Origin of the sequence: Flammeovirga aprica JL-4 (assembly GCF_012844305.1) — a bacterium.
In the GTDB taxonomy this organism is placed as follows: domain Bacteria; phylum Bacteroidota; class Bacteroidia; order Cytophagales; family Flammeovirgaceae; genus Flammeovirga; species Flammeovirga aprica.
On sequence record NZ_JABANE010000012.1, the window covers coordinates 62,031 to 77,262 of the forward strand.

Below are 15,232 nucleotides of genomic sequence, written 5' to 3' on the forward strand. Positions count from 1 at the left end.
TACGTTATGATATTCTAACGCAGAGTAGGCTAAAAAAGAAAATCCACAACTTCCGATTTTAATTGTACAACTGCTTAAAAAAAGTGGTTTGTACTTTTCTAGAAATACAAACCACTTTTTTTTATTTTCTTTCATCGAAATCTGAAGGATATAATCGCATATTCCAACCCCTAAAACAGAGTAACATCATTCCTAAAAGATAAATAAAGTCTTCAGCTGGAATTGTGAAAATCCTCACATTGGAAAATACCTCACTGCTGTACCAAACAATTGGATCAGGCGTAAATGATCCTGTAAGGATTCCATTAAAAATCAAAAATGGAAATAACGTGATCAGATAAGACCACCAGAAAGCTTGGTTGAGAAATTTATACACTACTACCAATGCAATACAAACTACATAAAAGTTAGTAGTTGAATAAGTTCCACCATAATAAGCTTGTGAAATCGCTACTCCAATAAAAAAGTAAGCTGGGAGGTACGTCTTCTTCAGTGTATTTGGAAAATAAGCGATAACGCATTCATAAATGAATAAAAAGCAGTAGGGAATAATAAAGAAAAACATCCATTCTTCTATAGGAAGGTAAAATAAACTAATACCCACTAGATAATCAGGGTTGAAGCCCCAAAACATCATATAAGTGAAAATTATATCCCATGGGAGATAGATTATACCCATTGTAAAAAATGCAGGGATAAACCTTACCCAATTTTTATAGAAAGCTACTTTTTTGTCAAAGCTTAGTAGTAAAGGACCTAAAAGGGCCAGTATATTAATGATTAAATAGATATCAGACAGTGCTGGCATTCTTCTTTTTTTGTTTAATACTTTTTGCTTCTTTCCAAAATTTAAGAGGAACAATCAACATACCAAAACATTCACCGTCTTCTTTTGTCAATTTTTTATGATGCACCTTATGTGCTTTTCTAATCGCTCTGAAATAACGGTTGTTGGTATTGTCAAACCACTTGAATCTCCTATGAATTAAGACATCGTGCGTTAGAAAATAACATAATCCATACAAAGCAATTCCTGCTCCCATCCAAACAAAAGTGTAATGATTATATATCATTCCGAGCATAATACCCAACCATGATGGGATAGCAAAAATTATAAAAAAGTAATCATTTTTCTCGAAGAATGACTTATTAGGCTCGTGATGATCCTGATGTAAAGACCATAAAAAACCATGCATCACATATTTGTGTGCGGCCCATGCCGTAAATTCCATAAAAAGGAATGTGATCAAGACGATTAGAATGTTTAATATCATAACTTATAGTTGGATAAGCGCTAAGTTTTGGAATAAAAAATAAGTGAAAAATAAAATATAAATATAGACTGAAATCGAATTATTAGACCTTAAAAATTTCAATCGTAAAAATATAAACAACGTCATAAATACCCACCAACTGATATAATTCTTCAATGGCGGCATTCCCCCGCTCCACTTCCAAAAACCCAAGGGTTCACAGACTCTTTCTATGAACACATCCAATAGCACAACAAGTGCCGCTGATAAAATTGCTTTAAGATAGATATTTAGTTTTATTTTTTTGCTAAATGTAACTCCCGCCACAGCTAAAATCAGCCAATTGATAGCAATTAATAAAGGAACACCATCTAGTTTATAGCCTAAATTATCTAAGTAAACATATTTTCCAAAGAGAAAACCTTTGTGTACTCCTACCCACTCTACCAAAAAACTCCCTATAAAAACAAAAGTGTACCAGATTTTCAGCCGCGTATCCTTTTGATCTTCAAAGTAAAGCAACACCAAAAAAGTGGAAAATAATAAAAAGGGCGTAAATGGTAATATGAGCTGATTGAGTGGAAAAAATGCTGCGATGCATCCTACCGCGTAAAAAATAAACAAGACTATTTTTACCCACTTTTCAGCAGAGAAAGATTTTGCATTCGATATTAAAAGTGTTGCCTTCATTGGTTTGTTATTATTTCTTCAACAATTTTAGCACTATTCAAACATAATGGAATACCTCCGCCAGGATGAACACTTCCTCCTACAAAATACAAATTATTAATATCCTTTGACTTGTTTCTTTGACGGTAAAAAGCACTGTTTAGCTTATTGCTATTCAATCCATAAAGTGCGCCTTTCCAGCTTTGTGTATCTTGCTCTATCAATTTTGGAGACCAATAGGATGAGTATGAAATCAAATCCTCAAGGTTTGCATCCAATTGTTTCGATAGTATCGCCATCACCCTTTTCTCAATCTTGCGAATCACTTCAGTAGTAAATAACTCAGGTTTTGGAGGAACATTAATCATCACAAACCAGTTCTCACTTCCTTCAGGTGCATCATCAGGATTGATTTTACTGCTGATGTGAACATAGATTGTAGGGTCAGCTGGAATTTTAAACTCCTCAAAAATCTCTTGGAATTCTTTTTTATAATCTTCTGAAAAGAAAATATTATGTAGATGCAATTGCTCAAAAGACTTATTCACTCCCCAATAAAAAACCATTGCTGATGACGACAATTCTTTTTCCTTGGGCACTCTTATCTTTTTATCAAGAACATTTGGAATGAAAAAGTTGACGTCAACATTAGAAACAACAAGATCAGCATCAAAAACGCTTTCTTCTGTTTTTACACTTCTGATGCTCTTTTTATTGCTGACACTAATGCTTTCCACCTTTTGATTTTTTAGAAAAGTAACCCCTTCCTCTTCTGCCAATTTTACTAAAGAGGTCACAATTGAACGCATTCCTCTTTTCGGGAAAAATACTCCATCTTGGTGCTCCAAAGCACTGATCACTCTCATTATTGAGGGGGTTTGATAAGGATTTGAACCATTGTAAGTGGCATACCTATCAAAAAGCTGTACTAATTGAGGGTGTTTGAAATGTTTTTGATTGAATTGATGCAAAGACTCAAAAACACCGATTCTTGTTAAGACCGGCAGTGCATCCCAAACTTCTTTGGTCAGTAAGTCCGAGATTTTCGTTAAGCTATTTTCTATAAATACGGGTGAAGTCTTTTTATAGTCTTCAATAATATTCTGAAGGACTTTAGTGACATCTACACCCCATTTTTTAAATACTTCATCAGAAAATTTCCCAGGATCTGAATATGCTGTAAAAATAGATTTATCAGAAAAAAAATACTGAGTAGCTATTTCAGATTCTTCATACTGAAAATAGTCTTCAACATTCTTTCCATACAAGGCAAAAAGCTCTTCTACCAAATGAGGCAATGTAAAAAGTGAAGGCCCTTGATCAAATCGAAAACCTTCTGCTTCAAATTGCCTTAATTTACCTCCAAGTGTATCTGAGGCTTCTAAAAGAGTGACATTATAGCCTAGTTTATTAAGTCTTAATGAGGAGGCTATTCCTGCTATTCCTCCCCCTATAATTACAGCTTGTTTCATCTAGTTTTAGTTATGCGATTGCTTGATTTTTTGTCTCTCGAAAATACTTTACTTTTTCCAAACACAAACCAAACCAAGCCGTAAAATCAGTAGGTTTTTTCTTCATCCAATCTTCCAGTTCAGCTATATCAATCCATCGGATACTTTCTACCTCTTCTGGATTAGGTTTGATTACACCATCGTAATATCCCACAAATACATGATCATATTCATGTTCGATCAACCCATTACCGAAAGCTGCTTTGTAAAGTACATGATCCACCCATTCAATTTCAGTATTGAAACCCATTTCTTCTACCAAACGACGGTGGGCACCATCATGCACTTCCTCTCCTGGCTTAGGGTGGCTGCAACAAGTGTTGGTCCAAAGTCCACCAGAATGATACTTTGTCAGCGCACGTTGCTGTAATAAAAGTTTCCCTTCATTATTAAATATAAAAACCGAAAACGCTCTATGAAGCTTTCCTTCCACATGGGCTTGAAGTTTCTCCATCACCCCTACTTCTTTATCGTTTTCATCAACGAGTATTACATCATTTCTCTCCATAGCTTAAAGTATATTTACTTGGTGTCGAATATAAGACTGACAAAGAATCATGTATTTCTTTGGATCAGGTATTCTCAATCTTTCTTTTAAAATAGTTTCGGCTGGTGCGTTTTTCACTTTACTGAATAGCCTAGTATAATAAATATACGCTAAATAAACACCAAATCTTGCTTTTTTAGGCAATTGCTTGATTCCTTCAAACCCTTGATCAAAGTCTTTTTGTATGTCTTCTTCAATTTCTTTCTTGACCTCATCATTGAATACCGAAATATCAATATTAGGGAAATAAACTCTGCCCAAATCGCGTACATCTGCTTTCAAATCTCTTAGGAAATTGATTTTCTGGAAGGCAGAACCCAAAGACATTGCCAGAGGCTCCAATCTTCTGTACTCTGCTTCATCTCCTTCTAAAAAGACTCTAAGGCACATTAAGCCAACAACTTCTGCAGAACCTAGAATATAATTTTTGTATTCTTCTTCTGAATACTCTGTTTTATCCAAATCCATACGCATACTTCTGATAAACAAAGAGATCAGCTCTCTCTCAATACCATATTGGTTTACTACTTCTTGGAAGCAATGTAAAATAGGGTTGGTACTGATTTTATCATCAATCGCTTTATAACAGTCTTGTTCAAAATCGTCTAGCAGTTGTTCTTTATCATATCCATGAAAGGAATCCACAATTTCATCAGCTACTCTTACAAAACCATAAATCGCATAAATCGCAGGGCGTAATGATGGAGACAAAAATCGAATTCCTATTGCAAAAGATGTGGTATACTTTAGCGTTAGTGATTTCGATAAGTTATAAGAAAGGTCATCATAAATCTTTTTCATTACATTAAGTGTTTCAAGTTATAGTGTAATTTTGTTAGGTATGTATTAATAAGTTATTATAAATACTTGGAGAATAGATTAAATATAAAAGTTCCTTTACCTATGTTATATCCATAGATAAAGGAAAAAAATCAATGTATTAAACCACTTGCTTTGGTGCTTTCAAATTCTTCTTTTTCAAGATTTCATTAGCAACTAATTCCCCTGAAATGATAGAAGGTGGTACACCAGGTCCTGGAACGGTCAACTGCCCTGCCATCATCACATTATCGAGTTTTTTAAATCGGATGGATGGCTTCAAAAAGGCCGTTTGTTTTAATACATTCGACAGTCCATAAGCATTGCCTTTGAAAGCGTTGTAAGCTTCTACAAAATCGTTGTGTGCAAAAGTCTCCTTTACAATCAAGTGTTCTCTAAGATCAACTCCAACAGATGCTTTCAATCGATCGCACATTACATTAAAATAACGTTCTCTAATTTCTTCAGTATCTTTCAAGCCGGGTGCTACAGGAATCAAAAGCACTATATTTTCTGTACCTTCAGGTGCAATAATAGGGTCACTGACAGAAGGTGCACTCATATAAAACAACGGATCTTTCGGCCATGCAGGATTATCATAGATCTCTTCAGCATGTGGTTCGAAAGGTGAATCAAAATACAAACTGTGATGGCGAATATTTTCAATCTTCTGATCTAAACCTATGTAATATAACAGGCATGAAGGTGCCATTTTGCGTTTATCCCAATATTTCTCTGTGTAGTTTCTATATTCCTTTGACAGAAGCTTTTGTTCAAAAAAGTTGTAATCGCATGTGCCTACCCATTCATCATGCTGTAATATTTCACCATTACATTCCATTGAAACTACATTTCTCCCTTCGCAATTCACTTTATCAATAGGTGTATTGGTATGAAAAATCACTCCCTTTTCAATTGCAAGTCTTTCAAAAGCTTTAGCAACTTCACCAAAACCTCCTTTAGGATACCAAGTACCTAATTTCAGATCTGCATAATTCATCAAACTGTACAACGCAGGAGTTCTTTTGGCTACATCACCTAAAAACAACACTGGGAATTCAAGTATCTTAAGTATTTTCTCATCCTTGAAATATTTACGGATGTAACTTGCAAAGTCAGAAATCAGATGAAGTTTAGGTATATTCTTCACTACCTGCCATTCTGCAAATTCCATGATAGAGTAAGACGGACGGTGGACGAAATCATTCATACCAATCTGATATTTGATTTCAGCCTCATGCATAAACTGCATAAGTTTTTGCTTTGCGCCTTTTTCCCACTCTTCAAACAGATCTCCAAGCTTATTCACATCAGCAGGAATATCTGTGTAGTCAGTACTTGACCAATAAATTCTATATGAGGGATCTAATCGTTCTAATTCGTAGTAGTCAGACACTTTTTTTCCAAACTTCCCAAAAAAGTTTTCAAACACATCCGGCATCCAATACCATGACGGTCCAAGGTCAAAAGTGAAGTTATTAACCGTCTTAGTTCTAGCTCTACCACCAATTTGTTCGTTCTTTTCATAAACATGAACCTCATGTCCTTTGTCAGCGAGAGTAATAGCAGCTGACAAACCTGAAAAACCTGAACCTATTATACCTATTGATGCCATATTTTAGTTGAAGTATTTTGTTTAACTATTTAAGACAAGAATATAAACAAAAACGTTGAAGAATTGTTTAGTTAAATCAAAAAAAATAGGTCTTAAGCCTATATTTCAACTCATTATAAATAATATAACACAAATACCGTCATCGTTAAACAAAAAAAGGTTCCAAACACTCAATTTAGAACCTTTTCTTAACACGTACGAAAACTTTATTTTGTCTTACCGTAATATATATTTTCTATTAATGCAGTATTAACATCAACATTCATATTTTCATTGTGCTCTTTGAAAAGAATCTGTAATTTATTTTTTCCTGCTTTCAAATTCACTTTCATTCTGTTGGTATTACCAATACTTGACCACTCATCTGTTCCTCTTTGAGCCATCACAATTGTTTCAGCTTCATCACCATTTACAACCAATGAACGGATCGCACATTTATTATCAGTATTCCACGGACCACTGCCGTTAGAATAAGAGAACCATACTACATACTCTCCGGTTTCTTTTACATTAAGATCAAAATTGATTTTCTTATTCTTTGATCTTGAAATTTCCACCACATTACTCGGTGCTCCTTTGATTGACACTTTTCGGTCTACTCTAGCCACCTTTGCAATATTTTTCGATTGATAATTATTGCTCACTACAGGTTCTGAGATATAAGATAGATAGCCGTGTTTGTCTACTGCTCTTACTGCAAATTCATCCAGCATATTTTTAGAAGGAGACAATTTATATTCTGTTGCTGTTGGAGAAGCAACTACTTTCCCGTTCACTACCACTTCATATTTCACTGCTCCTTCAATGGCTTTCCAAGTTAAAGTTTCACCTTTTAATTCCGCTTGAGGTGTTTTTAAATGGAATCTATTTGGTACTTTATTACTAGATGTTCCTTCAGTGATATCATTATTGGCTAAGACAATCTCAATATTATGCGAACCACCCTCTGCTAATGAAAGAGATTTTGAAGCTACTTCCTTACCATCTACTTTAAAGCTTTTGATTTGATTACCATAACCTTCTAAAACAATTGAAAGATTAGCTCCCCATAACTTTACATTGTTCAATTGTTTCTTACCGCCATAAACTTTTGGCACAGCAGGACTGAATTTCAGCACACCATTTTGATCAATATCAATACCATAAAACACCTTATAAATCATGGCCATATTTCCAGACAAACTCCATAGCATTTCATCAGAGTTTACCTCCGTACCCATATAATCGCCATCCTCTGCTACAAAGTTTTCTTTATTGGTAAGGAAAAGTGCTGCAGGTCTGTAAATTGATGCCAAACCTTGCTCAAGCGCTGTACCGTTAGCTGTTTTTGCTGTCGCAATGTTCCAGTAGGCTTGTACAAAAGGCCAAATACCATTATTGTGATAAGGTGGAATACCAGGAATTTGAGGGTAAACACATGCTGCACCGAATGGTACAATTGGAGACTTTGTCACAATCTCTTTACTTCTTTCTGCATCACTTACACCAAAAATAATGGCCAACGCCTCACCCAATGCTTCATATTTTGGAGCTACAATCATATTGTTTCTACCATACATATATTGTGCATAATAGCCTTCTTTCTCTAACCAAAGGTGTTTGTTGATCGATTTCTTAAGATTATCAGCCAAAGTTGAATAACGCTGAGCATCTTTTCCTTTTCCAAGAACGTTTGCCATTCTTGAAGCGATATTCATTGCTTCAAAATGCACTACGTTTGTACCTAAATTCAATGAACGGTAAATATCATTATTATCCATCCATCTAGGATACGTTTGCTTTCTCCAATCCAAGAAAGAAGACTCACCTCTCATTAATCCTGTCTCAGCATCATAAACCACAAGCATATCATCTTCAATAGAATTAGAAATTACTTTATAAGCCTCTTTCAACCATGCTTTATCACCCGTCACAGAAAAAACATTCCATGCCGCCAAAGCCCAAGTCATTCTATCAGAAGACACCGGCCAAGCTCCACCAGAACCCGTATCCTGAATCACACGGTTTCTTTTTACTTTCTTTCTTAATGAAGTAATTGCTCTATCCGGATCAAGAATTGACAAGCTCAATACAATGGAATAACTGATATCTCTTGTCCAGACACCACCCCATTCTTTACCTGTTCTAAAAGTACCATCTGTTTCAGAATCTGCCACTAACTCATTCAATGCTAAATTGTACAATGCATTGATCAATGGAATATCTGAAGTAAACGTAGGGTATTTAGATATATTTTTTGAAGATTTCCATACCGGTGAAGTTTGCTTTTCAGGATCTGGCGCATTCATCACAAACGTAATTTCATAAATGCCATCACCATCTTTATCCTGCAATTGCTCTCTTTCACTCAAGTTTTCAAAGTCCCATCTTAATGGAGCACTTCCACCTGCAATGAATACACCTTTGAAATCATCTTTGTATATTTTATCTCCGTGAAGATCTTCATAATACCCTTTCTCTTTAAAAGCATTCAACACAGGAGACATATCTAACTTAAAAGTCACCTTCGTATTTTTCTCTAGCCAGTCCATCGGGTCTACTTGTTCCTCCATAGCCCAAGGCTCGCCGAATTTCATTATTTCTGTCGTAAAAGCTCCATTTTCAGGTCTTATTACCACTCTATGATTGATACCGTAAGGCAGTTCATCATCTTTTCCATTAATACTAAACTTAAACTCCACTGCTCTGCTGTACGCATCTTGCATTGGGCTTTTGTAATTGGAAGTCATTTCTTTATCAGAAACTACTTTGGCTTCATATTCTCCTTGGGTCACATGATCCTTGTACACTTTGTAGGTGTCTGAAGAATACAATAATTCATTTTTCTCTTCGGAACATGCAAAGAAACTACATGTCAGTGCAAGTAATAAAACACTCTGATTGATGTATTTTTTCATTCTCTTGATACTTGATAAATAAAGGTTCTCTATTTTGAATTATGAGTAGCTAGCTCTTTTCCTCATACAATTTACAAATAGAATGTTTATACATACAATATGATTTTTATTGCAATCGGTTCCTAAATCAATTCATTTACATTTCTTATCAAATCATTTAAAAACAACTTTACAGCAAAACAGCAAGACCTTTTTCAAAACATTTTGAAGAGTTATGAAGTCCAATGATTAACTTTGAATAAAATCATAGAAAGAACATGCATCTCAACTTAAAAAATACTTTCACTAAGCTACCCGCTGATCCTGAAAAAGAAAATTACAGAAGACAAGTCATCAACGCTTGCTACTCTTATGTAACTCCCAAAAAAACCGCAAATCCATCGATTATACACGTTTCTGATGAAATGCTTGAATCACTTGGTATATCAAAAGAGGAAAGTCAATCAGAGGAATTCAAAAATCTATTTACAGGCAATAGCACCTACCCTAATAGCACCCCTTTTGCAATGTGTTATGGAGGACATCAATTTGGACAATGGGCTGGTCAGTTAGGTGACGGAAGAGCGATAAACCTTTTTGAAGTAGAACATAATGATAAGTTATGGGCGGTTCAATTAAAGGGTGCAGGAGAAACTCCTTATTCTAGGTCTGCAGACGGATTGGCAGTATTAAGATCTTCAATTAGAGAGTACTTATGTAGTGAAGCCATGTATCATTTAGGTATACCGACGACAAGAGCATTAAGCCTTGGTTTATCAGGTGATGAAGTATTGAGAGATGTCATGTACAATGGTAACTCTGCCTATGAAAAAGGAGCTGTTGTATGTAGAACAGCTGAGTCATTTGTAAGGTTTGGCAACTTTGAAATCTTAGCCGCTAACCAAGACCATGACACCTTAAAAAAGTTGGCAGATTATATCATTACACAATTCTATCCTCACCTGGGAGCACCTTCTAAAGAGACTTATTTAGCTTTTTTCAAGGAAGTTGCTGAAAGAAGTATGGAAATGGTATTGGGTTGGCAGAGAGTCGGTTTTGTTCATGGTGTGATGAACACTGATAATATGTCTATCTTAGGATTAACCATTGATTATGGTCCTTATGGCTGGCTAGAAGGTTATGATTTTGGGTGGACTCCCAACACTACAGATTCACAATTTAAAAGGTATCGCTATGGTACACAAGGTGAAATTGTTGGGTGGAATTTATTTAAGTTGGCCAATGCAATTTACCCATTAATCGGTGAAGCTGAAGGTTTGCAAGATGCGTTGGAAGATTACAAAGACAATTACATTCAGAGGTATAATAAAATGATGCTGGAGAAACTTGGTCTTTCCGTAGCATTTGAAGAGGAAAGTGCTTTTATACAAGAACTGGAAAAAGCATTGCATAAGACGGAAACAGATATGACCATTTTCTTCCGCTTACTTTCTAATCTCAAAAAAGATAAAAGTCAAGACCCACTTTCTGTTGTAAAAGAGGCCTTTTATACTTTAGATAGTATGACTGAAGAGGTAAAAGAACAATGGAACAATTGGTTCGAAAAGTATTTTGAAAGACTTGCCTTAGAAACTAATTCTGATCAAGATAGAAAAGAAAAGATGAATAAGGTCAATCCAAAATATGTATTGAGAAATTACATGGCTCAATTGGCAATTGATGAAGCTGACGAGGGAAATTATGATTTGATCGAAGAATTCTATCAATTACTAAAACAACCTTATAACGAACAACCTGAAAGCGAAAAGTGGTTTGCAAAAAGACCCGACTGGGCAAGACATAAAGTAGGTTGCTCTATGCTTTCGTGCAGCTCATAAGTACTTCATTCCCGATGAAATTTTAACTAGAATAAAAGAGGCTTTTTCATTGTAATTTATAACTTTGCATAATTTGAGTGCGTTTTGATACTCAGAGAGATCTATTTTATAATGAAGAAGCCTTTCGCTTCTTATTCTAGTAACCGTATATAGCGTCATGACAAAGCAAGAACTTTTTGATGAGATCAAGAAAAAAGAGAGTTTTTTATGTGTAGGATTGGATACAGATCCTAATAAAATCCCAGCTCACTTACAGAAAGAAGAGGATCCCATTTTTGCTTTTAACAAACAAATTATTGATGCTACAGCTGATTACTGTGTATCATACAAACCCAATATCGCCTTCTATGAGTCTTTAGGGCCAAAAGGTTGGGAATCACTCCAAAAAACATTAGAGTACATGCCTAAATCTCACTTCTCTATTGCTGATGCAAAAAGAGGTGACATCGGAAATACTTCAAACATGTACGCCAAAGCATTTTTCGAAAACATGTCATTCGATTCCATTACAGTGGCTCCTTATATGGGTGAAGATTCTGTAACACCGTTCTTGATGGATGGTAAATGGGTAATTGTACTGGCACACACTTCTAACAAAGGTGGTTTGGACTTCCAAAGAATTGTCAACCAAGAAACAGGCAACTACTTATTCCAAGATGTTATTCTTAAAAACAGAGAATGGGCATCAAGTGATCAGTTGATGTTTGTAGTGGGAGCTACAAGAGCGGAAAGCCTTTTGGATGTTAGAAAAGTAGCACCAGACAATTTCCTTTTAGTACCAGGTGTAGGTGCTCAAGGTGGCGACCTCCAAGGTGTAGCGAAGTATGGTATGACGAAAGAATGTGGTCTATTAGTCAACTCTTCAAGAGGAATTATTTATGCTTCTAATGGTGAAGATTTTGCTGATGTAGCAAGACAAGAAGCGAAGAAACTGAGAGATGAAATGTCTCAGTTACTAGACCAATATTTATAAGCAACAGACTAAAGTTGACCTTCATTCAGCTGTGTGTGATGCTGAATGAAGGCTCAGCTCACTGATATAGAACAACATATAAACAACAACAGTATGAGTAATACTAAAATTACAGGCTTAGGATTTTATGTTCCTGAGCACGTGGTAACCAACGATGACCTTGCACAAAAAATAACAACTTCAGATGAGTGGATCCGCGAAAGATCGGGGATTGAAGAACGTAGATATGCCGCTCCTGATGAAACCAACTATCATTTAGCTGCTGAAGCCACAAAAGAGGCACTCGCCATGGCTGAAATGGAGCCAAAAGACATTGATATGATCATTTACTGTACTTTAAGTGCTGATTATATCTTCCCTGGTTCAGGTGTTCTTTTACAAAGAGAATTAGGTTTCAGAACTATCCCTGCTTTGGATATCCGTCAACAATGTTCTGGTTTTGTATATGGTATTTCCATTGCCGATCAGTACATCAAATCTGGAATGTATAAAAATGTGCTTGTTGTAGGATCAGAAATTCACTCTCGTGGATTGGATTTTTCAGATGAAGGTCGTGCTGTAACCGTATTATTTGGTGACGGTGCCGGTGCTGCAATTCTATCAGCAACTGATGAAGATTGCGGTATTTTATCTACTCATATGCACTCAGAAGGTGAGTTTGCAGAAAAACTTGCCGTGATTGACCCTGGTTTCACAAAGCCAGAAAGAAACAATCCTGATTACTGGAAACCGGGTGGATCTGCTTTCCCTTATATGGATGGTCAATTGGTGTTCAAAAATGCTGTTGTTCGTTTTCAAGAAGTTATTACTGAAGCTTTGGCCGCCAATAACTTAAAACCTACTGATATTGATTTGCTTGTTCCTCATCAAGCCAACTTAAGAATTTCCAATTTTGTACAAGCCAAAATGGGATTGCCTGATGAAAAAGTTATCAATACGATTCAGAAATACGGTAATACAACTGCCGCTTCTATCCCTATCAGTTTAGCGACTGCTTTTAAACAAGGGAGAATTAAGAAAGGTGATTTGATCTGTTTGGCCGCCTTTGGATCAGGATTTACTTGGGCCTCGGCAATTATCAAGTGGTAAAAGATCACTGGGCAATTCAACATTTATAAACAAAAAAGAGATGGCAAAATCAATTCCCATCTCTTTTTTTATTCCTATTTTTCAGATAAAGTGACTATTCATTTCTGATAGTAATCACCATCTCAGTCCCTTTATCCTCTTGCGTATTCATTTCAAAACTAGCACTCTGTGACTCCAGAATTTTCTTAGCCATCTCCAACGCTTTTAATTCATCAGGGTTTTGACCTTTGTAGCCCCACCCCTGACCATTGTCAGAAATACTAATCTGTGCTTCACCCATTGATGCATAAAGCGATAAAGTCACTTTACCATTTCCTTTGATGGTTTTAGCAGAGCAACGAATTAAGGCACCCAATGACTTTGTAAATAGATTTTGATTGACGGTCACTTTCGGAGCCCCTCCAATCTGAGTAACAATGCTAACATTATCAGGCAACGAGTTTTTCACACTCTCGATTGTATCTTCCAACAACTCCTTAGGATGCATTTCTTTCTTCTTCCCAATATTATGGGTTGAGGCGATAGTCAAATCTTCCAAGTCATCATTATCTTCCACCTCCAACATTTTGTTGCTGGACATGGCTTGCAAACGGGAAGACTGAAAAGCCGAAACTTCTTCCTGTACCTCAGCTACTTTCGGTTTATTGACCTTTGGAGGATTGTTTTTCTGCACTTCACGTTCTTTAAGCTTCTCCTCCAAATAAGCAATCTTCTCTTTCTGAGCTTGATACGAACGTTTACTGACTTTGTACTGCTTTCTTCGTACTAACTCAAGAATTATTATTCCAATAACCAATAATGCTATCACTACCAGCCATAAGGCTCTTTCAATCGTAGGATCGTTCATCTCTATGTTTATTTTTTAGCTTAACCCTAGGAGCATATTTAAAACATGCTCTAACTGTTGAAGAGATCATTCGAAAATCTTAATCCCTTCTGTACAATTTTTACAGATATCTATATTCTCTCTTCCTTCCAACAACTGCTTTCTAAAATTAGTATATGAGGGAGCATTCCAGATATCTAAAAATCTAATATAATCATTTTTTAAAGACCCTAATACATGTTCTGCATCTTTATCAAAACAGCAAGGAGCCACTTTACCGTCCCAAGTCAACACCGCCGAATGCCACATCCTCCAGCAACTTCTCTCCAAACTTCCTTTAAAAGAAAATGTACCATCAGTATTCTGTTTATAGCGGGAGTATTTTTGAATGCTGGGAATCAACGGAGAACCATTCTCATAATCATAAATCTGAGCGGTTTTAAACACAATCTTATCCACACCCATTTCATCCGCAAGCTGATTTGCTTCTTCAATTTGATGCTCATTAGGCTTCACTACCAAAAATTGAAAAACGATTCTAGGTGTATCACTTTTTAACTTCTTTTTCCATTCTATCACCCTTTTTGTTCCCTCCAGCACCTTATTGATATTACCTCCAATTCTATATTGTTCATATACCTCTTGAGTGGTTCCATCCAAAGAAACAATCAATTGATCCAAACCTGACTCCACTGTTTCCCTTGCCATTTTATCAGAAAAATAATGGGCGTTGGTAGACGTTGAAGTATAAATCCCTGCTTGATGTGCCACTTTTACCATTTGCAGAAATTTGGGATGTAAAAAAGGCTCTCCCTGAAAATAAAACGTCAAATAGATTAAGGTATCTTTTAATTCATTAATCAGCTTCTCGAACATTCCCACTGACAGCATACCGGTAGGTCTTGTAAAAGATCTTAATCCACTTGGGCATTCAGGACATCTAAGGTTACAAGAAGTTGTAGGTTCAATAGAAAGACTGATAGGGTTGCCAAGATGAATAGGCCGTTTCAACCACTTCGATAAATAGAAAGTGATCAACACCAGAAAAGCATTCCACAATTTTAATATGGAAATTTTTCGGATTAATAGCTTTGTCTCAACAATCTTTTGATTAAACATCCTAACTTTGTATGTCAAATTAGTTTTCTTTGTAGAAAATGATTGGCAACAATACCAAACATATACAATTTTAATTACTCAAAAATGCTTGTTTAAA

The 15,232-nt window shown here is 35.8% G+C and carries 13 protein-coding genes; 3 read left to right on the forward strand and 10 right to left on the reverse strand.

Translation table 11 applies throughout. From position 1 onward, the window contains the following. Window positions 1–121: 121 nt before the first annotated feature. The 8 genes from HHU12_RS06365 to HHU12_RS06400 all read right to left on the reverse strand — a co-directional run bounded on the left by HHU12_RS06365 (window position 122) and on the right by HHU12_RS06400 (window position 9,311). Window positions 122–808 (reverse strand): lycopene cyclase domain-containing protein, encoded by a 687-nt coding sequence (locus tag HHU12_RS06365; RefSeq protein WP_169655921.1) that lies wholly within the window; start codon window positions 806–808, stop codon window positions 122–124. Further along, a complete protein-coding gene (locus tag HHU12_RS06370) occupies window positions 792–1,274 on the reverse strand; it encodes a sterol desaturase family protein (protein ID WP_169655922.1) in 483 nt (160 codons plus the stop codon). The genes HHU12_RS06365 and HHU12_RS06370 overlap by 17 nt, the downstream gene beginning before the upstream one ends. A 3-nt stretch (window positions 1,275–1,277) precedes the next feature. After that, a complete protein-coding gene (locus tag HHU12_RS06375) occupies window positions 1,278–1,943 on the reverse strand; it encodes a carotenoid biosynthesis protein (RefSeq protein WP_169655923.1) in 666 nt (221 codons plus the stop codon). After that, on the reverse strand, window positions 1,940–3,394 hold the full coding sequence (locus HHU12_RS06380; RefSeq protein WP_169655924.1) for a phytoene desaturase family protein: 1,455 nt from the start codon (window positions 3,392–3,394) through the stop codon (window positions 1,940–1,942). Before HHU12_RS06380 ends, HHU12_RS06375 begins: the two co-directional genes overlap by 4 nt. Window positions 3,395–3,404: 10 nt before the next feature. Continuing rightward, window positions 3,405–3,941: an isopentenyl-diphosphate Delta-isomerase gene (gene idi, locus HHU12_RS06385; protein WP_169655925.1), complete on the reverse strand. Its 537-nt coding sequence runs from the start codon at window positions 3,939–3,941 to the stop codon at window positions 3,405–3,407. A gap of 3 nt (window positions 3,942–3,944) precedes the next feature. Next, window positions 3,945–4,781 (reverse strand): phytoene/squalene synthase family protein, encoded by an 837-nt coding sequence (locus HHU12_RS06390; protein ID WP_169655926.1) that lies wholly within the window; start codon window positions 4,779–4,781, stop codon window positions 3,945–3,947. A 139-nt stretch (window positions 4,782–4,920) separates the two neighbouring features. Then, a complete protein-coding gene (locus HHU12_RS06395) occupies window positions 4,921–6,414 on the reverse strand; it encodes a phytoene desaturase family protein (RefSeq protein WP_169655927.1) in 1,494 nt (497 codons plus the stop codon). Window positions 6,415–6,620: 206 nt separating this feature from the next. Next, window positions 6,621–9,311 carry an alpha-L-rhamnosidase-related protein gene (locus HHU12_RS06400; RefSeq protein ID WP_169655928.1) on the reverse strand — a complete coding sequence of 897 codons (2,691 nt, stop codon included), beginning with the start codon at window positions 9,309–9,311 and terminating at the stop codon, window positions 6,621–6,623. A gap of 257 nt (window positions 9,312–9,568) precedes the next feature. Between HHU12_RS06400 and HHU12_RS06405 the strand changes: the two genes are divergently transcribed. The 3 genes from HHU12_RS06405 (at window position 9,569) to HHU12_RS06415 (ending at window position 13,190) form a co-directional block, all read left to right on the forward strand. Then, window positions 9,569–11,128 carry a protein adenylyltransferase SelO gene (locus HHU12_RS06405; RefSeq protein WP_169655929.1) on the forward strand — a complete coding sequence of 520 codons (1,560 nt, stop codon included), beginning with the start codon at window positions 9,569–9,571 and terminating at the stop codon, window positions 11,126–11,128. Window positions 11,129–11,285: 157 nt separating this feature from the next. Further along, window positions 11,286–12,101, forward strand: a complete 816-nt coding sequence (gene pyrF / locus HHU12_RS06410) for an orotidine-5'-phosphate decarboxylase (RefSeq protein WP_169655930.1) — start codon at window positions 11,286–11,288, stop codon at window positions 12,099–12,101. A 93-nt stretch (window positions 12,102–12,194) separates the two neighbouring features. Then, window positions 12,195–13,190 (forward strand): 3-oxoacyl-ACP synthase III family protein, encoded by a 996-nt coding sequence (locus HHU12_RS06415; RefSeq protein WP_169655931.1) that lies wholly within the window; start codon window positions 12,195–12,197, stop codon window positions 13,188–13,190. A 94-nt stretch (window positions 13,191–13,284) separates the two neighbouring features. On the opposite strand, the gene HHU12_RS06420 is transcribed toward HHU12_RS06415, so the two are convergent. Continuing rightward, window positions 13,285–14,037 (reverse strand): sensor histidine kinase, encoded by a 753-nt coding sequence (locus tag HHU12_RS06420; RefSeq protein WP_169655932.1) that lies wholly within the window; start codon window positions 14,035–14,037, stop codon window positions 13,285–13,287. A 66-nt stretch (window positions 14,038–14,103) separates the two neighbouring features. Further along, window positions 14,104–15,135: a radical SAM/SPASM domain-containing protein gene (locus HHU12_RS06425; RefSeq protein ID WP_169655933.1), complete on the reverse strand. Its 1,032-nt coding sequence runs from the start codon at window positions 15,133–15,135 to the stop codon at window positions 14,104–14,106. Between the last annotated feature and the right edge of the window lie 97 nt (window positions 15,136–15,232).

Coding starts and splice junctions, on each gene's coding strand:
- HHU12_RS06370 (WP_169655922.1), bottom strand. CDS start 1,274: ATGATATTAAACATTCTAATCGTCTTGATCACATTCCTTTTTATGGAA.
- HHU12_RS06420 (WP_169655932.1), bottom strand. CDS start 14,037: ATGAACGATCCTACGATTGAAAGAGCCTTATGGCTGGTAGTGATAGCA.
- idi (WP_169655925.1), bottom strand. CDS start 3,941: ATGGAGAGAAATGATGTAATACTCGTTGATGAAAACGATAAAGAAGTA.
- HHU12_RS06425 (WP_169655933.1), bottom strand. CDS start 15,135: ATGTTTAATCAAAAGATTGTTGAGACAAAGCTATTAATCCGAAAAATT.
- HHU12_RS06390 (WP_169655926.1), bottom strand. CDS start 4,781: ATGAAAAAGATTTATGATGACCTTTCTTATAACTTATCGAAATCACTA.
- HHU12_RS06365 (WP_169655921.1), bottom strand. CDS start 808: ATGCCAGCACTGTCTGATATCTATTTAATCATTAATATACTGGCCCTT.
- HHU12_RS06375 (WP_169655923.1), bottom strand. CDS start 1,943: ATGAAGGCAACACTTTTAATATCGAATGCAAAATCTTTCTCTGCTGAA.
- HHU12_RS06405 (WP_169655929.1), top strand. CDS start 9,569: ATGCATCTCAACTTAAAAAATACTTTCACTAAGCTACCCGCTGATCCT.
- HHU12_RS06395 (WP_169655927.1), bottom strand. CDS start 6,414: ATGGCATCAATAGGTATAATAGGTTCAGGTTTTTCAGGTTTGTCAGCT.
- pyrF (WP_169655930.1), top strand. CDS start 11,286: ATGACAAAGCAAGAACTTTTTGATGAGATCAAGAAAAAAGAGAGTTTT.
- HHU12_RS06415 (WP_169655931.1), top strand. CDS start 12,195: ATGAGTAATACTAAAATTACAGGCTTAGGATTTTATGTTCCTGAGCAC.
- HHU12_RS06400 (WP_169655928.1), bottom strand. CDS start 9,311: ATGAAAAAATACATCAATCAGAGTGTTTTATTACTTGCACTGACATGT.
- HHU12_RS06380 (WP_169655924.1), bottom strand. CDS start 3,394: ATGAAACAAGCTGTAATTATAGGGGGAGGAATAGCAGGAATAGCCTCC.